Genomic DNA, 21,850 nt, shown 5'->3' with positions numbered 1-21,850 from the left:
CTTGCCAAACACTTGAATGCAGCAAAGGCACCAAAACTTCGGTTGACCGTGCCTTTTTCTATTTTTACAAACAGAAAAGTGGGTAAGCCCTACCTAAATTCCTTAAAAACACCTTGAAACAAACAAACCATGAGCCTCACGCACGATTAAGCGAATCGTTTTCACCAAGATGGTGTGCAAGACCCAGCTTTACTTATTGAGCAGCCTCATGGTTTTCCCCTAAGAAGCGCGATAACTCACGGTGATTCTTGCTAAACCTCTGAGCTACGACGGCCTGTAACAATGCTCATCGCACCCAGTGGGTGCGCGTTGTGCGCGACCCCGGCCCGCTTTTTCCAAACCATTTTGCTCCAGATCTTTAGCAAAAACCCCTTGCATCAGTGCCTCATAGGTTTAACTACCGGAAGTGGGTGCCTCGCGTAGATAAAACCGAAATCAATCTTTTTCGCGCTCGGACCCTCCCCTTAGGAAAAACCTAACGTTCGCGGCGGTTGCGGCGCTTGCGGGCGGCTTTGCGTTGGTCGGCCTGACGTTTGGTTTCGTCCAGGTCGAGGGTTTGGGTTTCGGCGCTGAAATATTTGGCCTGGGTGCGGATGGTGGGGTATTCGAACAGTTCGGTCAGGGGCACGTTGCGCTCGAATTGCTCCTGCAAGCGGCCTTGGAGTTGGACCATTTGCACCGAGGTGCCGCCCATCTCGAAGAAGTTGCGGGCCACATCGACCGCCTCCAAACCGAGCACGCTTTGCCAAATCGAGGCGATGCGTTGCTCGTGTTCGTTGGCCGGTTCCTCGAAGACGGCTTCCTCGCGCATCGCATCGGGATCCGGTAAGGCGGCACGATCAACGCGGCCGTTGTCGTCCTTGGGCAGGCTGTCCAGCAAGACGTAGCGGGTAGGAACCAAGGGTTCCGGCAAGCGGTCCGACAGGTAGTGGCGCAGACCGTGGGCGTCGACCTTGGCCTCGGGCGGCTTTTGCGTGCCCTCGTCCATGGCCTCGCGGATGGTGGTGACCATCGGCGAAACCGCGCCGCCCACCAGCACGTGGACCAGGTCGGCATCGTCGTCCAGATCGAACAACGGTCGAACCGGGACGAAGTCGAGGCCGCCCAGCGGCGTCAGGCCCAGTTCCAGGTCGGTCGCGGTTTCGCACAGCAGTTGCGCCATGTAACCGGCTTCCAGCAGGCAGAAGTCACGGGCGAGGCCGGGATACAGCGGTGCGACGGCAGCGAACTTACCCACCAGGCAAAGGGTGAAGACGGCCTCGTCGGCGATGGGTCGGTTGGGCAAACCGTGGCGTTCGGTTTCGATGTCGGCGCCGGCGTGAAGCAGGCACAAACGGCAAGCGACGGGGTCGAAATAATAGGTACCGGCGTCAAGACCGACCACCCCGTCCTTTTTGACGTGAAGGTAGGTTTGCACGGGGTACAAACCACCACCGGACGGATAACGGTACTTCGGCAAGGGCGTGCCTTCCGGTTGCAGGGAACGCAGGCAGGCGAGCAAGGCGGCGAAGCGTTCCATTGGCACGGGCTCGGCGAGGAAATGGCGGTAACTACGCCGCTTGGCCCAAGCCGGCTCCAGCTCCTCCACCGGGAGGCGTTGTAGCACGGTGTGCTGCGCCAAGGTTTCGTCGTTGCGAACGGCGCGTTTTTCCAGCTTGAACTGGAGCCGGCCGACGGGATCGAAAAGTGCCTGCTCGTGCCAGTCAGGTTGCGGTGGCCGGACCAACGCCCAGTGATCGCCGTCGCCGCCGCTTTGGCCAGGTTGCGGCGCCGTGGTAACCACGGCTTTGCGTTCGGTCATTTGGTTGAAATCCTTGCTGTCGAGCTGTTCGCGCAAAAAGGCCTCGCGCAGGTTGTCGGCAGCGGGCGCGACGGAACCGCCGACGAGGACGTGAACCAAATCGTCGCTGTCGGCGAGGGCGAAGCGGTCGCGAATCTCGCCGAAGGCCAAACCGCCCAGTGGACACAGACCGATGGCGGGCGGGGTGTGCTCCATCAGCAGTTGGCTCATGTAGCCGGCTTCCAGCACGCAGAAGTCGCGACCCATTTCGGGGTAGAGCGGCGAGACGGCCTCCAGGTTACCCACCATCAATAAGGTAAAGGCGGCCGGGTCGGCGATGGGCCGATTCTCCGGGGCGTGGATGGTGGTGGGCACGGGACGGTTGTCGAGCAGCGAGAGGTGGTGCTCAAACGGGTGGTAGTAGTAAAGCCCCGCCGCCAAACCTTGCACGCGGTTCGGGGCGACAGCGACGTAGGTTTGCACGGGGTACAAACCGCCGCCGGAGGGGTAACGGTACTTGGGCAGGGCGACGCCGTCCGGTTGCAGCGCGCGCAGCAGTTCCAGCAGGTGCGAGAGGTCGGTCAGGGCGACGGGTTGGTCGGCGAGGAAACGGCGACGGCTGGTGCGGTGAATCCACTTGGCGCGTTCGCTTTCGTCCTGGGCGGGCGGGTTGAGGGCGACGCCGTCGCGGTCGCCGCGGTCGGATCGCAGACCGCGCCGTTCCATTTTGAATTGCAGGCGTTCGAGCGGGGTGAAGACGGGCTCGAATGACAGGGTTTTGTACAGCGCCTCGGGATCGGGCATGCGCGGCATCGCACCGTCACGGGCGCCGCCGTCCGGCGGTCCTTGCGGGGGCATGGCCGGCGTTTGGTTTTGTTTGCCGACAACGTAGGCGACGAGGCGTTTGCGCACATCGCCGGGTACGGCGTCGCGTGGCGGCAGCGCGGCGCAGACGGCCTCGACCACGCCGGGGTAGGCGCGCAGAATGGCCTCGGTTTCGTGGTAACGGAAGCTGCCGGTCGGCACGCTAACGGGTGAGTCGTCACGGTCGATGTACTCCAGATCGCCGGAAGGCAGGCGCCGCACGACCAGGCCGGTGCGGAACAGGCGCAGGCGGGGGCGATCCTCGACGGGCCCTTTCCCGAAGGGATCGGGCACTTCCATGAAAAAGCGTTTGCTGCGTTGTTCGTCGCCATGGTACCCGGAAGCAATGGCGGCGCCGCCCATGTACAAGTCACCTGGCACCCAGGTAGGTCGGATGCGGCCTTGTTTGTCGAGCACGAGCATTTGCCGGCCGGCAAGCGGGCGGCCGTAGGGAACCACGGCACACTCGGGATTCAGCTCGGCACGGTCGAAGCAATGGGACCAGAAACCGGTTTCAACGGCGCCGGCCAAATAGAAGACTCGGGTTCCCGCGGCCTGTTGGTAGAGGCGTTGCCACAGTTCGATGCTTGGCGCCTCACCGTCAAACATCCAGTTTTTGGGCAAAGAGTTGTCGCGAGCGGTAGCTTCGTTTAACAAGCGTTCGACCACGGCGGCTTCGCCGATCACGGTATCCACCCCAACCCGAGCCGTCAGCGGGAACAGATAGTCGGCATCCTGGAGCCGGTCCTGCCGAGGCAGCACCAGTTCGCCGCCGTTGCTCAGGGTCCAAAGTACGTGAACGGCACAGCGGGATTGCGCGGTGGGTACGGTGGCCAACACGGCGCCGCCACTCACGGCGGCGGCCTCGGGCAGGCTGACAAAGGACTGCGCCAGGGTGTTTTGCGGCAGCGGCACGGCCACGATTTGCCCGTCGCCCGCGGTTTGCAGCACCATCAACCCGGCCGTTTGCGAGGGCCAGGACCCCACCGCGGCGGCGTCGACGGGGCTGGTGCTTGGGGCGATCCAATCAACCAGCAGCAGCGGTGTAGTTTCCGCGCTTTCGCGGCACAAGGCCTCGGTTTGAATCTCGCCCAGGATCAGGCCGGGTTCGGCGCGTTCCAAATACTCGCGGCGGCGCGCGGCGGGGAAGGCGGCGTCAATGAGGGCGACGGTGGCGCCGGCGGCAAAAGCACCCATCAGGGAAACCACGGCGGCGAGCGGCGATTGCACCATCAGCGCCACATGGGAACCGGGGCCGATCTTGCGTTCGACCAACACGGCCCGCACGGCGTCCACCCGTTGGATGAAGTCGCGGCGGTTGAGGCTGACAACGCCGTCGCGACCGTCAACGGTGATCGCGGGTTGGCCGACGTCCTCGAGCAGGCGTTGGAACAGGTCGCCGACGAGGTTGGCCGAGGCGGCAGGATCACCTAAGGCGCGCTGGTTGAGCCGGTGGAATATCGCGTGTTCCTTAACGGGGACCAGGTCGGGTACGGGTTCGTGCCAGCGTTCCGGGTGTTGCGCCAGGTCGGTAAGCAACCCATGGTAGGCGGCAAACATATCGTCAATTAGCCCTGGCGGAAAGATTTGGTCGATGACGTCCCAGTTGTAACAAAGGGCGCCGTCGCGTTCGGTGAGCTGGTGGTCGATCCACACCTGCGGGGTTTGCGAAATGCTGTAGACGATATCGCCGATGTGGTCCTCTCCCCCACCCTGAAAGCCGCGGATCTTAAACAGGCGGCTGGTAAACACGATGGGCATGGCGACGGCGCCGGCACGGCCCCGCGCCCGCTGCAGGTCGCGCAGGACGCGCACCCCGCCGTAGTCGCCGTGGTCGAGGTCGGTCCAAATGCGTTCCTGGGTCGCCCGCGCCCGCAGCGCGAAGCAATCGTCCTCTTGGCTGGGGGTGGTGTCGACGGCGACCAGGGTCATCGAGGTGAAGTCGCCCAGCAGCATGTTGACCTGCGGGTGCAGCGGCATGCGGTTGAACATGGTGACGTTCAGGGTAAAGCGCGGGTCGCGGCTCCAGGCGGCGAGCACCTCGGAGAAAGCGGCCATCAACATGCCGGTCGGGGTCACCCCGAGGGCGGCGGCGGTATCTTGCAAGGCCTGCCATTGCTCGGCGGGCACGACGCCGTCGTAACGGTTAAAGTGCGCCTTGCCCACATCGGCGTTGCGGCGCAGGGGCAGGTCGGGCGCCATGGGCAGGGTTTGAATGCGGTCGCGCCAGTAGCTTTCCGAACGTTGGTAGCGGTCGGTTTCACGCATTTTCTGCTCGGCGACGACGTAATCGCGGAAGCTGATCTCGAGCGGTGCCAGTTGTTTTTGCGGGTCGCGTGCCAGTTCGGTCATTTCACCGAAGAGGAGTTGGAAACTCCAGGCGTCGGCGAGCAGCAGGTCGAAGGACAGGTGCAGGCGGTAACGGCTGTCGCTGAGGCGACTGGCCTTGACCTCGAAGAGCGGCCACACCTCGGGTGGCAACACGTGGTGGCTCATGCGCGCGCGGGTCGCCATCAGGACGCGGTCGCGTTCGGCTTCGCTTTCGTTGCGCAGATCGTCGACAACCACCTGGTATGGATCGAGTTTGGCGGGGTCGAGGATGCGCTGGAACCCTTCGCTGTTAAAGACCAGGCGCAAGGCGTCGTGGCGTTGGATCATGGCGCGCAGGGCGAAGACAAAACCCTCGAGGTTCAGTCGGTCGGATTCCACCTCAACGTAGTAGTGCGCGGAGACCTCACCCATGCCGAAGGCACCCATCCGTCCGACCCAGTAGGCCTGTTGGATGTCGTTGAGCGGGAAGGGTTCGTAGCGGTTCGCCAGGTCGGCGCGGAGCGTGGGCAACTCGCTGACCAGCTTGGCCTCACCGGTCGCCCGCGCGCGCGACATGGCCAGCGCCAAGGTGCGCACGGTCAGGTTCTCGAACAGGGTGCGCATGGACAGTTCCATGGCGAAGTGCTCGCGAATGGCGTTGAGCAGTTGGATGGCGACGACGGAGGTTCCGCCCAAGTCAAAGAGGTTGTCGTCGATGCCGACCTTGTCTACACCGAGCAGGTCGGCCCAAATACCGCACAGCCGTTCCTCGGTCGGGGTGCGCGGCGCGGAGAGTTCGGCATCCACGGCGGCGCCGGGATCGGGTAAGGCACCGCGGTCGACTTTGCCGTTGGCGGTCAGCGGGATGCTGTCCAGTTCGATATAGGTGGCCGGGATCATGTAGTCGGGGATCAGCTCGGCGAGGAAGCCGCGCAGGTGATCCTGATCGATGGGATCGCCGTCCTGGGGCACGATGTAGGCAACGAGGCGGCGCGCCTTGGAACCGGCCGACAGGTAAGGCGCGGCGGCGACGGCGGCGTTGATGCGCGGGTAACGGGCGAGGGCGGCTTCGATTTCGCCCAGCTCGATGCGGAAACCCTGCACCTTGACCTGGTTGTCCTCACGGCCGAGGAATTCGATGTTGCCGTCGGGCAGGTAACGCCCCATGTCGCCGGTACGGTAGAGGCGTGCGCCGCTGTGCGGGTCGATCACAAAGGAGGCGGCGGTGCGTTCCTCGTCACGGTAGTATTCGCGGGCCAGGCCGACGCCGCCGATGTACAACTCGCCCGGCACGAAGAACGGGCGCGCGCGCATGTGGCTGTCGAGCACGTGGAAGGTTTGGTTGGCGAGGGGTTTGCCATAGGGAACGGAAGCCCAATCCGGGGTCGGCGTGGGGACGGGGAAGTAAATCGACCAAATCGAGGCCTCGGTGGCACCGCCCATGCTGACGGTGGCGGCGCTGGGTCGCGCGGCTTGTAATCGGTCGGCGATGTCGACGGGCAACCAGTCACCCGAGAGCATGGCCAGGCGTAAGGTGGCGGGCACGGCGCCGGGATGGGTTTCGGCGAAGGTCAACATCATGTCGAGCAGGGCGGGCACGGAATTCCACAAGGTGATTTCGTGTTGGTGCCCCAGCTCGGACCAAACCAAGGGATCGCGGTAGGCCTCGGCGGGCGGAAGCACGGTGGCGCCGCCGGCGGCCCAAATCCCGAACAGGTCGTAGACGGAAAGGTCGAAGGTCAGGTTCGACAGGGCGAGAACGCGGTCGTCGGGGGTGATCCCGTAGCGGCGGTTGATGTCGAGTAAGGTGTTGACGGCGCCGCGGTGTTCGATGGCGACGCCCTTGGGGGTGCCGGTCGATCCCGAGGTGAATATGACGTAGGCGAGGTCGTCGCAGTCGGTGGCGTAGTCGGGCAAGTTGTCACCGGTCCCGGCAAAATCGGCGTCGCCGACCTGGTGCAGGGTGACCCCCTCGGGCAAAGCCATGGCGGCGGCGTCTTGGTCGGCGAGGACCAGGGTCACCCCGGCCTGATCGAGGATTTTGTCGCGCCGTTCGTGGGGCCATTCGGGGTTAATCGGAAGGTAGGCGGCACCGCAACGCTGCACGGCGAGCACGGCGACGGCTTGCTGCCAGTCTTTGGGCAAGAGCACGGCGACGAGTTGGTTGGGTTGCGGCGCGTAGGTCAGTAGCTTGTGGGCCATGGACCCGGCGGCCTGCCAAAGTTCGGCGTACGTCAGGGTCCGCGTCGGCGTGATCAGGGCCGGGCGTTTGGGTTTGGCGGTGACGGTGCGGCCGACAAGTTGGTCCATGGTTAACACGGCAACGGCGCCGAAATCGTGGTCGGTGCGGTTGGTCTCGTGGTAAACGGCGGTGTCGACGCGCGGGCACAAGGACAAGGCTTTGTCCTGCCAGACCAACGCTTCGCGGGCAAGGCGTTCGAGCAAGCTGGTGTGGGCGTCGAAGAGGCGGTCGATCATTTTGGCGGGGAACAAATCCTCGACCACGTCCCAGCTCCACTTCAGGACGCCGTCCTCTTCCTGGACCTGCGCGTCGAGCCAAACCTGGGGCGTTTGCGAGACGCTGTAAACGACTTCGCCGTAGGGGAAATCGTCGGCACCGGATTCCTTGGCAACACTGGGATCGCGGAACAAACGGCTGGTAAAAACCACGGGCATCAAGGCGCCGGGCGCCTGACCACGCACGCGGCCGAGGTCGCGGATGACCTCAACACCGCTGTAGGTACGGTGGTCGAGGTCGGCCCAAAGCTGTTCCTGCACACCGCGTGCGCGCTGGGCGAAGGACTCGCCGCCGGCGGGCGAGGTATCGACCTCAAGCAGGGTCAAGGAGGTGAAATCACCGACCACGTTGTTGATGTCGGCGTGCAGCGGCATGCGGTTGAAGGTGGTGACGTTGAGGCAGAAGTGCGGCTGACGGCTCCAGGTCGACAGCGCCTCGGCGTAAGCGGCCATCAGCAAACCGGAGGGCGTGATGCCGAGACGGGTGGCCTGCTGTTGCAAGGCCTGCCAATCGTCGCGGTTGAGATGGCCGAAACGGCGCACAAAGGTCGGCGTGGTCAGGGTGGCCGGGTCCTTTTCCAAGGGTAACTCGGGCGCGGGCGGCAGGGTTTCAAGGCGACGGCGCCAGTAGGTGCGGTCGCGCCGGTAGCGGCTACTAAAGGCCTTGTTCTCCATGGCGAGGGTATAGTCGCGGAAGGTCACGGCCAAGGGCGGCATCTCGGCGTCGGGTTTGGCGTAGAGGTAGGCGAATTCGAGGATGAGTAGTTGCGAGGACCAGGCGTCGGAGATGAGCAGATCGAAGCTGTAGTGAATGCGAATCTTTTGCGGGGAAAGCCTTGAGATGCGAATCTCGAACAAGGGCCAAGTCGTGGTGTCGAGCACCTGGTGCGACATTTGGTCGCGGACCGCTTTGAGCGCGGCGGTGCGTTCGCTTTCGCTGCTGTTGCTCAAATCGTTGACCGGAATGGTGAACAGCGGCAGTTCGGCGGGGTCGAGCACCCGTTGCTCGCCGGTTTCGGCAATGACGGCACGCAACATGTCGTGGCGTTCAATCAACCGGCGCCACACGGCTTGAATCCGTTCGGGATCCAGGGTTTCCGATTCGAGTTCGGTGTAGCTATGCGCGGCCACCCCGCCCAGTTCCAGGCCTTGGCGGCGTCCCAACCAATAGGCTTGCTGGACCTCGTTGAGGGGAAAGGGTTCGAAGCGGCCGGCGGGATCGGTTTCCAGCTTGAGTTCTTCGGGCGCGTGTTCCTCGTCGGCGCCTTCAAGCCGCAGACGGGCGACGGTGGCGGCCAATTCGCCGATAGTGGGCGTTTCGAAGAGATGACGCAGTTCCAGGTTGACGTTGAGTTGCTCCTGCATCATGGCGACCATGCGAATGGCGATCAATGAGTTCCCACCGAGCGCGAACAAACCGTCGTCGACACTGACCCGTTCGAGACCGAGCAGTTCGCACCAAATCGCGGCCAGTTGTTTTTCGACGGGGGTGCGCGGCCGTTTCAGGGCGGCATCATCCTGTTGCAGCGCCTCGGGCACGGGCAGCGCCTTGCGGTCGAGTTTGCCGTTGGCGGTGAGCGGCAGGCTGTCGAGGTCGACGAGCACGGCGGGGATCATGTAGGGCGGCAGGTAGTCGGTGAGGAAGGCGCCGACAACGTCGTGGTCCGGGGTTTGTTCGGGGTCGGCGGCGACGAGGTAACCGACGAGGCGGCGGTTGCCTCGGGGGTCGCCGACGGCTTCAACAACGACGGCGCCGACGCCCGGGGCTTTGGCCAGCGCGGCCTCAACCTCGCCCAACTCAATGCGGAAACCGCCGATTTTGACTTGGAAATCGCGGCGCCCGAGGAATTCGATCAGGCCGCCGGGACGACGGCGACCAAGGTCGCCGGTCCGGTAAAGCCGCACACCGGTGCGGGGATGGGTGACGAAAGAGGCGGCGGTTTTTTCAAGGTCGGCGGTGTACGCGCGCGCCAGGCCGACGCCGCCAATGTAGAGTTCGCCGGTGACCCAAGGCGGACGTTCGCGCAGGTCGTCGTCCAACACGTGCATGGTTTGGTTGGCCATGGGTCGGCCGTAGGGCACGCTGTTCCAACCTTCGAAGCCTTCTTCCAGTGGGTAGAGAATCGACCAAATCGCGGCCTCGGTAGCCCCGCCGAGGCTGATCACCTTGGCGGCGGGCACGCGCTGTTGTAAGCGCGAGCCGATGTCGGTGGGCAGCCAGTCACCGGAAAGCAGGGCGAGGCGCAGCCCGGCCGGGAGCTCGTCGACGTCGTCGCCGGCATGTTCCAGCAACATTTCCAAAAGCTGGGGCACGGAGTTCCAAATGGTGACGTCGTAGTGCTTGCAGAGGCGGGACCAGGCGCGCGGCTCGCGGCGTTCCTGCTCCTCGGGCAAAACCACGGCCGCGCCTGCCAGCCAGGTGCCGAAGAAATCGTAAACCGAGAGGTCAAAGGTCAGCGCGGAGAGCCCGAAGACGCGGTCGTCCGCGCGCATGTCGAACCGAGCGCGCATGTCCTGCAGGGTGTTGACGACGGCGCGGTGTTCGATGGCGACGCCCTTGGGGCGGCCGGTGGTACCCGAGGTAAAGATGATGTAGGCCAAATCGTGTTCGTCGACGGCGGCGGCGGTGACGGCGTCGTCGCGCAAGCCGCGCGGTTCTTCCACGACCAGGTGGTGTTCGGCGGGTAAAGCGGCGGCGGCCTCGAGCCATTGGGGTTGGGTCAATACAACGGTGGCGCCGCAGTCCTCCAGAATCATGGCAACGCGCGCCTTGGGCCAACTTGGGTCAATCGGCACATAGGCCGCGCCATTTTGCAGGATCGCCAGGGTCGCCACCGCTTGGCGCCACCCTTTTTCCATGACCACGGCCACGTTGTCCCCGGGTTTGACACCACGCTCGCGCAGTTGCAAACACAAGGCATTGGCTTCTTGTTGGAGGTCGCGGTAAGTCAGGCTGCGTCGTTCGCTAAGGACGGCGGGGGCGGTGGGTTGTCGTTGCGCGACCTCGGCGAACAGGCTGTAGAGATCGCCGCGGGCGAAGTCGGCGTGGGTGGCGTTGACCCGCGCGACCTCCTTGGCGACCTCGGCGGGGACCAGATCCATGGTGGCGGCGTGCCACCAGCTCTCATCTTCACCTAGCCGGTTGAGGATCGACGCGTAGGCGGCGAACATGGCGTCGAGCAATTGGTCGGGGAACAAGGCCTCGACGGCGTCCCAGGTCCAGGTCAGGTCGCCGCCTTCCTCGCCGACCTGCATGTCGAGCCAGACCTGCGGGGTTTGCGAAACACTAAAGACGACTTCACCGCCGGGTACGGCTTGTTCTTCATCGCGTTCGCCCAGCGGGCCGCCGGCGGAGAACAAGCGACTGGTAAAGACCACGGGCAGCAAGGCGCCTGGCGCGCGGCCGAGCAGGCGCGCCCAATCGCGCATGACCTGCACGCCGGAATAGGTGCGGTGGTCGAGGTCCCGCCACAATTGCTCCTGCACGGCGCGACAGCGCATTTCGAAATCGCCGCGTTGCGGTTCCACGGCGAGCAACGACAACGAGGTGAAATCGCCGACGAGGGCTTGGATTTCCTCGTGAATCGGGAAGCGGTTAAAGGTGGTGACGTTGAGGGTGAAGCGCGGCGTGGTACTCCAGCAGGCCAGCACCTCGGCATAAACGGCCAGACACAAACCGGACGGGGTGATGCCGGCGCGGGAGGCGCGTTCCTTGATGCGGGACCAGACGGCGCGGTCGAGGCGGGCGGCGCGACGTTGGAAGGTGGGCTGGTCGATGGTGGAGGGATCGACGACCAGGGGCAACGCCGGCGCCGGGCCCAAGTTTTCAAGCCGCTGTTGCCAGTAGCGGCGGTCACGGGCATAGACGGCGGTTTGCGGCAACGTTTCGAGGGCCTGCATGTAATCGCGGAAGGTGGTGGTCAGGGGCGGCAGCACGGTTTGCGGGTGTTCGGCCAAGGTCCAGAGTTCCAGGAACAAAATCTGCGAGGACCAAGCGTCGGCGGCGAGCAGGTCGAAACTAATGTGGATGCGCATGCGGCCGTCGGCAAAGGTGGTGATACGCAGGTCGAACAGCGGCCACGTGTCGGCGGGCAGCACCTGGTGCGAGAGTTCGTCGCGCAGATTTTGCAAAGTCGCCTCGCGGGCGATGTCGGAATGGTCGCTGAGGTCGATGACGGGGATTTCGTATTCGGGCACGGTTTCCAGAACGCGCTGGGTGCCGTCCTCGCTGAACACGGCGCGCAACATGTCGTGCCGGTCGATCAGCCGTTTCCAGGCCGAAACGATGCGGTGTGGATCGCCGTGGGCCACCTCGATCTCGAAGTAGGCATGGGCGGCGACGTTGCCCAATTCCAACTGCGACATGCGACCGAGTAGGTAGGCCTGTTGGATGTCGCTGAGCGGAAAGGCTTCATAGCGCTGTTCGGGTTGATGGACCAGTTGCAGTTGCGACAGGTCGGCCCCGGCGGCGCCGGTTTCGCCCTGGTCGGCCTTGAGCTGCCCAATGACGGCGGCTAAACCGGCCACGGTCGGCGCGGCGAACAAGGCTTGCAAGCCGACCTCAACCCCAAAGCGTTCCTGCAACAGGGCGAGGAGGCGGATGGCGATCAGTGAGTTACCGCCCAAATCGAACAGGGTTTGATCGACGGCGACGGTCTCTTTCTCCAGCAGTTCGCCCCAGAGTTCGGCCAACTCGGCTTCCAGCGGGGTGCGCGCGGTGAGCAGGTCGCCGGCGCCGCCGCCGTGCTCGGCCTGCTCAGCTAAGCGACCGCGGTCAACCTTGCCGTTGGCGGTCAAGGGAAGGTTGTCGATCAATTGGATGTGGGGCGGCACCATGTAGGGCGCCAGGTGCGCGGCAGCGTGTTGCTTGAGCGCCTCGGGTTGCAGTTCGGCACCCTCGGCGGGTACCACAAAGGCGGCCAGACGACGCTGTCCTTGGGGCGGACCCACGGCAAGGGCGACGGCGCTTGCCACGCCCGCGGCGCGCGCCAGCACGGTTTCGATCTCGCCCAGTTCGATGCGGTAACCCTGCACCTTCACCTGGGTATCCTCGCGGCCGAGGAAATCGATGATCCCGTCGGTGCGGTAAACACCCCAATCACCGGTGCGGTAGAGCCGCTCGCCGGGTTCGGGGCCGGCGTCGTTTTTTACACCCTCGTAACGCACGAAAGCGGCTTTGGTTTTGTCTTTGTCACCCAAATACGCGCGCGCCAGACCCAGGCCGCCGATATACAGTTCGCCCGGCACATGGGGTGGGCAGAGTTCCATACGGCTGTTGAGCACGTAAAAGCTTTGGTTGGCCAAGGGTTTGCCGTAGGGAATGCTTTTCCAGGCGGGGTCGACGCGGTCGATTTCGTAGAAGATCGACCAAATCGAGGCCTCGGTGGCGCCGCCGAGACTGACGACGCGACAGCTTGGCACACGGTCGCGCACGCGGTCGGCAATGGACAAGGGCAACCAATCACCAGACAACATCGCCAAACGCAGGCTCGCGGGCCAATCGCCCGCGTCGGTGCCGGGCAGATTGTCGCTGTATTCGCACAGCAGTTCCATCAAGGCGGGAACAGAGTTCCAAATACTGACCTGGTGGCGGTTCATCAATTCGAGCCAACGGCCGGGATCGCGCGCGGCCCAGGGTTCCGGCACCACCACGGCGGCGCCGGCGGCGAGTGCACCGAACAGGTCGTACACGGAAAGGTCAAAGGTCAGCGCGGACAGGCCGAAGACACGGTCGGCGGGGCCGACTTGCCAACGGCGATTGATGTCGAGGATGGTATTCACGGCGCCGCGGTGTTCGATGGCGACGCCCTTGGGCAAGCCGGTCGAACCGGAGGTGAAAATCACGTAGGCCAAATCATCGGGCCGCGTCGAACGGTTGATCGGCGTGGTGGCGTACTTGTTGGGTTCGGCGCTGTCAACGGCGAGCACCTCGTAACCACTGAAATCCTGATGATCCTGCTGCCGTTGGTCGGTCAAAATGAAACGCACCTCGGATTGGACCAGGATGTGGTCGCGGCGTTCTTTCGGCCATTCGGGATCAATCGGTAGGTAGGCGGCGCCGGCCTGCAAGGCACCCATGGCAGCCGTCAATTGTGCGGCGCTTTTTTCCAAAATGACGGCAACCCGCTCCCCGGTTTGCACGGCTTGCGCCAGTAACCAATGCCCGATCCGACGCGATTGCGCGGTGACATCCGCGTAGCTAAGCGCGCGTTCACCGGCCAAAATCGCGGGTCGGTCGGGAGCGGCATCGGCCTGACGTTCAAAGAGATCGAGCAAGGTGGCGTTGCTCGTGAGGCCGGCGGTTTGGTTGGCGGCCTTGAGCGGCAACAAGGCTTGGCGGAAGGCGGTAAAACGGGGATCGTCGGAGGCGGCGAGCGCGGCGTCCAAGCCGCTGCGTTCCTGCCACAAACCCTTGTTCACGGCCAAAACTTCCAAATAACCGGTGTACAGGGCGAACATGCTGTCGAGCAATCCGGCCGGGAACAAATCCTCAACGGCGTCCCAGTTCAGTACCAGTGCGTCACCGCGCTCGACGACCTGGTGATCGAGTTGAACCTGAGGCGTTTGGGACAAGGCGAAAACTTCCTGGTAATCGGCCTGTTCCCCGTCGCCTTCGCTTTGCTCACCCTCGTAGCGGGTCAACAAACTGGTGAACACCACGGGCATCAAGGCCCCCGGCTTGCGACCCTGACGTCGGGCCAGGTCACGCAACACCTCGATGCCGCTCACGGCGCGGTGGTCCAGGTCGGACCAGAGTTGTTCCTGAACGGCCTGGGCACGTTCGACAAGGCTGAGGTCGGTGCGGCAGTCAATGGCGAGTAGGGTCAGCGAGGTGAAATCACCGACGATGGCCTGCACCTCGGAGTGCAGCGGCAAACGGCGGAAGGTGGTCGCGTTGAGGGTCAACGCCTGTTGGCGGCCGAACCGCGCCAAGACCTCACCGAACACGGTAAGCAGCAAACCGCTCGGTGTGAAGCCGGCCTCGGTGGCGTGGGCTTTGATGCGCGACCATCGCTCGCCTTCAATGCGATGCACGCGGCGCACAAAACGCGGTTTGTCCAGGTCGGCGGGGTTCATGACCAGCGGCAGCGAGGGCGCGGGCGGCAAGCTGTCGAGGCGGTCACGCCAATAAGCGCGCGCGGCCTGGAGCGGGGCGCTGTCGGCAAGGGCGGCGTCGGCGAGCAGGTAATCGCGGAAACTCAGTTCCAGCGGTTCGGGTTCCAGATGGGGGTCTTCCATGAAACGGCGGAAATCGTCGAACAGGATTTGGGCGCTCCAGGCGTCGGCGATGAGCAGATCGAGCGAGAAGTGGAACCGCACCTGGTCGTCGATGCGGGTGGCGCGGAACTCGAACAGCGGCCATTGATCGGTGGCCATGACCTGGTGAGCCATGCGTTGGCGCAAGGCGTCGCGTTCACGGGTTTGATCGGCCTCGGGCCAAGCGCGCATGTCGGCCAGTTCCACCTCGTAGGGGGGAACCTGGGCCAAAATCTGTTGGTTGCCGTCGGCGTGGATGATGACCCGCAACATGTCGTGACGGTCGATCACCTTGCGCCAGGCGCGGTTGACCCGTTCCAGGTCGGCGTTGAGGATTTCAAATTCGAGGTAGTACTGGGCGGCGACGTTACCCAGTTCGAAGGTATCGAGGCGGCCCATCCAATAGGCCTGCTGGATGGGGTTGAGTGGAAAGGGTTCGTGGCGCGCGGCAGGGTCGGGGGTGATGGTCGGGTATTGGAAAGCGGCGCCGGCCTCGCGTTCCATTTCGTGGATGGCGTGGGCCAAGCCGGCCACGGTCGGCGCTTCCAGCAGCAGACGCAGCGGCAGGGCCACGCCAAAGGTTTCCTGGAGCAGGCCGTTGACCTGGAGCGCGGTCAGTGAGTTGACACCGAGATCAATGAGGTTGGCTTCAACGCTGAGTTCTTCCAGATCAAGGGCGTTGCGCCAAATTTGGGCGACGCGTTCTTCCATCTCGTTGCGCGGGGCGACGAAGGCGGCAACGGGCCCTTTGCCGACGGCGCGGTCCGGTGAAGGTAAGGCGGCGCGGTCGACCTTGCCGGTGCGGCCTAGCGGCAGGGTGTCCAGGTGGACCACGGCGGCGGGGACCATGTACGGCGGCAGGCGGTCGGCGAGGAAGTTGCGCAGCGCTTCCAGGTCGGGTTCCCCCTCGGTCTCGCCGACGAGGTAGGCAACCAGGAGGCTGTCGCCAAAACGTTCACCGACTTGCACAACCACAACCTCGCGTACCTGGGCGTGTTTGCGAATCGCACTTTCGATTTCGCCCAGTTCAATACGCATGCCGCGGATTTTGACCTGAAAATCCTTGCGGCCGAGGATTTCAATTTGGCCGTTGGGTAACCAGCGACCGAGGTCGCCGGAGCGGTAATAACGTTCGCCGGTGAGGGGGTCCTCGTAGAAGGCGCGCGAGGCTTCCTCGTTGCGCCAATAACCGCGCGCAAGCCCGGCGCCGCCAATGCACATTTCGCCGGGTACCCAGTTGGGGCAGGGTCGGCCGGCGGCGTCGAGAATGTGGTAACGCGCGTTGCGCAGGGGTTGGCCGTAGGGGATGCTTTTCCAGTCGGGATCGACCTGGTCGACCTCGTTCCAAATATCCCAAATGGTGGTTTCGGTGGGGCCGCCGGAGGCAATGAAGCGCAAGGCACCGACTTGGTCGCGCAGGCGGGCGGGCAAATCAAGCGGGATCCAGTCGCCGGCGAGGATGGCCCAGCGCAGGCTGTCGGGACGGGGCGCGTCCTCGGGCAAACCTTCGAGGTGGGAAACCAACATATTGAGGAAGGTGGGTACCGAATTCCAAAGGGTAACCCGTTCGCGGAGAAGCCAGGTGCACCAGTGGGCCGGATCCAGGCGCAGGTTGGCGCGGGGCAGGATCAGGGTGGCGCCGGCGGAGAGCACCCCGAAAACGTCAAAAACGGAAAGGTCGTGGTGCAAGGCGGTCACGCTGAGCAGGCGGTCGCGGCGGTCGATGTCGAAGCGTTCGATGATGTCGCCCATGCGGTTGACAACGGCGCGGTGTTCGATCATCACGCCCTTGGGGACCCCGGTCGAACCCGAGGTGTACAGCACGTAGGCGAGGTGGCGCGGTCCGGCGGCGCCGGGCGGTCGCTGCTCACAGCTTTCCGGCAGAGCCGCGGTTTCCCGTTCGCTGTCGAGCGCGAGCAAGATCAAACCGTGGGGCCATTCGAGCCGCGCTTCCAATTTGCGCTGGGTCAGCACCACGCGGATGTTGCCGTCCCGCAACAGGTGTTGCAAGCGTTCGGGCGGCAATTCAGGATCGATGGGCACGTAGGCACCGCCGGCGGCGTGGATGCCGAGCACAGCGAGGATTTGTTCCCAGCCTTTGTCCATCACCACGGCGACCAGGTGGTCGGGCGCGGTACCGTGTTTTTGCAGCCAGTGGCCGAGGCGGTTGGCACGGCGTTGCAGTTCCCCATAGGTCAGGCGGAAACTTTCGGTCACGACGGCGGGTTGGCCTGGCAAGGCGGCGGCGCTGTCGCAGAACAGGTCGTATAGGGTCGCCTCGGGAATGGGCGCCTCGGTTTGGTTGATCAGGCGACGTTGCTCCAATTGGGCGGGATCGATCAAGTCGCGCGGGGGACGATCCCAGGTTTCGCCACGTGCCAGTTGGGTGAGCAGGCGCCGGTAGCCGGCAAAAAGTTGCGCGATCATGTCGGGCGGGAAGATCTGTTCCACCGAATCATAACTGAGCAGCAGGTTGCCGCCGTCTTCAATCACCTGGTGATCAAGCCAAACCTGAGGGGTTTGGCTGATGGAAAACACGATGTCGCCCAGTTCGCGCAACGCGCTGGAAGGCGCGGAAGAACTGCCGTCGTCGAGGTTGAGGAAACTGGTGAACACCACGGGCATGAGGGCGCCGGAACGGCTGCCGCGCACGCGCGCCAGTTCGCGCAAAACCTGCACACCGCTTACGTGGCGATGTTCGAAGGCGGACCAAAGGGTTTCCTGCACGCGGCGCACCCGCTCGGCGAAAGGGTCTTTCTGTTCGTGGCGCATGCCGAGCAGCACCATCGAGGTAAAGTCGCCGAGGATGTCGTTGATGCGCGGGTGCATGGGCAGGCGGTTAAACATGGTGACGTTGACGGTGAGGTCGGCCTCGGCAGACCAGGCCGACAGCGCCTCGGCAAAGGCGGTCAAGAGCACCGCGGGCGGCGAAAAGCCGCGGCGGCGGATCTGGGCTTTGATGGCGGACCAGTGTTCCGCTTCCAGCACGGCACTGCCGTGGTTAAAACGCGGTTTTTCACCGGCGGCAAGCTCCCGTTTCAAGGTGAGCTGGGGCGCGGCGGGCAAATCGGCGACGCGGCGGCGCCAGTAATCCAGCGATTCCCGGTACATCTCGGTTTCTTGCAAAGCCTGCTCAGCAAGCACGTAGTCGCGGTAGCTGAGCGTAAAAGGGGTTAATTCCAGCGCGGGATCGCGGTAAAACGCGGCCAAATCACTGAACATCAATTGCAAGCTGCCGCCGTCGATGTGCAGCAGGTCGAAGGAACAATGCAAGCGGGTGCGTCGCGCATCCAGCTTGGTGGCGGTCACCTCAAATCCCGGCCAAACAGCATGGTCGCGGTGACCGTGGGACATGTGCTCCCGCGTGGCGGCGAGTTGCACCTGCTGTTGCTCGGCGGCGTGGCCGCTGAGATCGGTCAGGACGATCACGTATTCGGGAACCTCGGCGAGGATGCGCTGTTCGCCGTTTTTCTCGACGACGGCGCGCAACATGTCGTGACGCGCGATGGTTTGGTTTAACGCGCGCTGCAAGCCGGGCAAATCCAGATCTTGGGCGTCGATTTCCGTGTAGATATGAATATCGACGTTGCCCATGTCGAAATCTGACTGGCTACCAATCCAATAAGCTTGCTGGATGTCGGTCAGCGGAAAAGGCTCGAAACGCCGGTCCGGGTCGGGCACGATTTGCGGTAGGCGGGTGGAATCGCCACGGCCGGCGCGGGTGCTGAGCGCATCGAGAATGTCCGATTTGGCCGCGGCCAACCGTTGTTTAAGCTCGGCCGTCAACACCCCTTTGGGCGCTTTGATCTTGAGTTGGCCGTCTACCACGGCCAGTTTGACGCCAAGCTCCGCCAATTCAGCCAAAAACTGAGAACCATGCATACCGTTTTCCTCCAAAAACCCCGTCACCGTCGGATCTCAACCGGAAAGCGTCACTATCGAAATCAGGTGGAACCCGGACAGTTGCGGCGGTTGTTGGCGCAACCACGTCAAAGGAACGCCCGTGGAAACAGGGAAACCAGAACGGTGGGCCAAGCGGTGCGCGCGGAGCGGGAGCCAATCGGGATGGGTATCCCGAGCTGCATTCGCGGCGGGTCGCCTGTCGATAGGAATAGCATTTCCAGCCAAACCCACTTTTCCAAAACATCTTGATGAGATGGGTGGGCTAGTGATCGAATCAATCGAAATAATGGTGTTATTTTAGGCGATGATCCGGCTTTTTGTCCGCAACTTTATTGCGAGAAAGTGGGTTCCTGGGATTGCGGCCTTGAAAAATTGAACCTTGGTTCAATTACACGCCCACCCATTGACGGAGATGAATTCACCGGTTTCCCCAACGCTGTTAAAAAGTTATCCTTCATCGCGCAAAAATACCTCGCGCGGTGTCTGCTGTTCCCCCAACGACGAACAGGTGACCTTCCTGCCGCCGCGCTTTTTCAGCCCGAACTAAAAAAGGCCGAGGCGCAAACCCCGACCTTTTCAGCAAATCCATGGCAACGCTTAGCGCGCGGTATTCAAATCGTTGACCATCGAAACGAAGTCAAGCACGTTGATAATGCGGTCAACCACTTGATCCGGCGCCGATGCATCCGGCGAAGCACGCCAGCGAATCAACCAGGGTTGCCACGCCGGGATTCGCGTGCGAGGAAAACCGATTTGGTCGGCCATCACGGCCACATTCATCTTGAGCGATTCACGACCCATGGCCAGGTTTACGTTCTGGATCGTGTCCGTGGTGCGGTGGTAAGACGGATAGGATGTGTAGTCGTTTTCGATCACCAGCAGCGAGTCCAAACCGGCATTGAGGTAAGGAATGTGGTCGGAGCCAAAGGGGTTGTAGCTGACCACGGAACGCAAATCGGTATAGTCGAACGCGGCGGTTTCCAGCAGGTTAACCAACCAGCTCACCCGTTGCTCCGTTTCCAAAAGGACGTCCAAATCGTTGTCGTTGGTGTAACCGATCATGTCCATGGTCAGCACAATCTGCACCTTATCCAAATCGTTATCGCTAATGAGGCGGTTTACGTGGGATTGGCTACCGTGCAGGCCTTGTTCTTCGCCGGAGTAACACATAAAAATAATGGTGGACTCGGGTTCCATCGCGGCGAGGACACGCGCCATTTCCAACACACCGGCTGTACCCGAGGCATTGTCCTCGGCACCTGGCGCGGCGGCCGAGGTGTTGTTCGAGGTACTGTCGTAGTGGGCACCGATGACGTACCAGCGATCCGGCGTGGTGGTGCCGTCAATCCGGGCGACCACGTTTTGCAAGGTCGTGCCACTCAGGTCAAAATCTTCGGTGCTCACGGTCAGGCCGTCAATTTGTGAGAACTGAGCGACCAACCAATCGCGGGCATCGTCGATTTCCGTTCCAAAGGAGTGGCGGTTCCAGCCGGCCAGGGTGGTCACATCAGCCAACCAACGATCCCCATCCACTTGATTCACCAAAGCTTGGATGGCTGGATCAACGGCGCGTTTGCGCGCCCCGACACGGTTGGCACTTTGGGCCGCCAAGACGCGGTTCGGCTGAAAAGCATCGAAATAAAGCGGATGTTTGTGTTCACCGTCGTGGTGGGTTTTGGGTGGGGTACTGCGCAATTGCAGCAAGGCGAAACGACCACCGCGTCCCAAAACGTAGGCATCAAGCGCACCTACATCGCGAAAGTGATCAAAACGCAAGACGGACAACTGCTCGGGTTTAACCGGAATATCCCGCAAAACGGTGACCTTCTGTTGCTTGCCCAGATTGGCGAGAACCGGCGCTTCAGCCAGAACAACCAGGATCTGGTCCATCTCAACCCACCAAGCAAAACCTGGGTTGGCTTTAAGGCGGTCCAAGGACGCCGGCCCGATACCGTCGATATCAATTTGCGCATAAAAACGCGCGGGTTGCTGTGCGAGCGCAAAAAAGCTGCACAAAGCGGCAACCAGCACCAAGCGCACGAGCAAAGCGGCACGCATCGTGAGATTCCGGTTATTTTTTTTTCTTTCTTCCATGGTACCTCTCCATAAATGCCGGGACCCAAAAGGATCCCGAGCAAATCAGCTACATCATTCTATATGCATCGACCGATTCCGGTTCGAAGCGTTGTCAATCTCTCTGGAGCCCGACAAAAAGCCTGGCCAAGAACTCCCCCAAACACCTGAAAAAAACGCAACTACGCAGACAATCGCACCCGCGAATTTTCCCTAACCAACGAAGCGGTAAAACCGCTCGTGGGACCAACAGGCCCGGATTTTTTACATTCTTTTGTTAAACCTTCTCACACCACCTTAAAATTTGCGCGGGCGAAGCGACCCAGCCCAGGCAGTAAGGAAAAAATGGAACGAAAAGGCAAAACCGTGCCAAACAGCCCTTTAGGATGAATAGCGTCACCAGAACCCCTTTTTTTCCAAGAACCCGCGATTAAGTGATCGAGTCGCGCCGGGCCGATAAGAACCAACAGCCTCGCGAAAATGCTGTTGCGCGGCAAGCACGAATCGGCCAAGTCTTAATTTCGGCTGAGATGGTTTACCCAAGAATTCATCTGAAAAACACAACACACGGATAAAGCATATAAATTCAGCTATTAACAAAACAACCAAGGTCTGTTTCACCTCGCCTCAAAACCAATCAGACCAGGGTTTGCACGTAAAAACTGTCCGATAGACGCCAAGAGAACCTGAAAACCAACCACATCTCGTAAAAAGCCAAGGTCTCGAAAACGCCAAAGGCCGACTCCCCCACCCTTGTAAGACCTTAACTGCTTTACCCCGATTTTACAAATACCTAATCATCCTTTGACATTTCCCTAGAGTTTGCCGTACAATCGCGCAATCTTATGGAATGTAGCACCAGATTACCGCCCTTCGGTGATCTCAATTACCAAATGGTATATTCCCAGAGAGATCGCTTATTACCTTAGACAAAAATTTCCCGGCTTCATACATTACCGCTCTATCTATCAATACCCCCGAACCAAAAGGTTCTGCCGTTTACCAGCGGACATTATTAGGGGTGCCGATGAGCTAAACCCATTCTCTTGCCGTAACCTGTTCGGAATACAGGTGCCCGCGAGAACCGGTCTCCGCTGCTGCCCCCGCGGCCCGGTAGGGGTTCCTATGCTTATTTGGAAATTAGGG

The 21,850-nt window shown here is 62.2% G+C and carries 2 protein-coding genes; both read right to left on the bottom strand.

The window, feature by feature from the left end; all coding sequences use genetic code 11:
- Nucleotides 1-475 precede the first annotated feature (475 nt).
- Nucleotides 476-18,610 (bottom strand): non-ribosomal peptide synthetase, encoded by an 18,135-nt coding sequence (locus J3U88_RS04575; RefSeq protein ID WP_207857135.1) that lies wholly within the window; start codon nucleotides 18,608-18,610, stop codon nucleotides 476-478.
- A gap of 618 nt (nucleotides 18,611-19,228) precedes the next feature.
- Entirely contained in the window at nucleotides 19,229-20,725 is a 1,497-nt protein-coding gene (locus J3U88_RS04570) for a M28 family metallopeptidase (RefSeq protein ID WP_207857133.1), read from the bottom strand.
- Between the last annotated feature and the right edge of the window lie 1,125 nt (nucleotides 20,726-21,850).

The sequence above is a fragment of the Acanthopleuribacter pedis genome (genome assembly GCF_017377855.1).
In the GTDB taxonomy this organism is placed as follows: Bacteria; Acidobacteriota; Holophagae; order Acanthopleuribacterales; family Acanthopleuribacteraceae; genus Acanthopleuribacter; species Acanthopleuribacter pedis.
The sequence above is the reverse complement of the archived record's forward strand: the minus strand, read 5'-3'. Positions and strand labels throughout refer to the sequence as shown.

Coding starts and splice junctions, on each gene's coding strand:
- J3U88_RS04570 (WP_207857133.1), bottom strand. CDS start 20,725: ATGGAAGAAAGAAAAAAAAATAACCGGAATCTCACGATGCGTGCCGCT.
- J3U88_RS04575 (WP_207857135.1), bottom strand. CDS start 18,610: ATGCATGGTTCTCAGTTTTTGGCTGAATTGGCGGAGCTTGGCGTCAAA.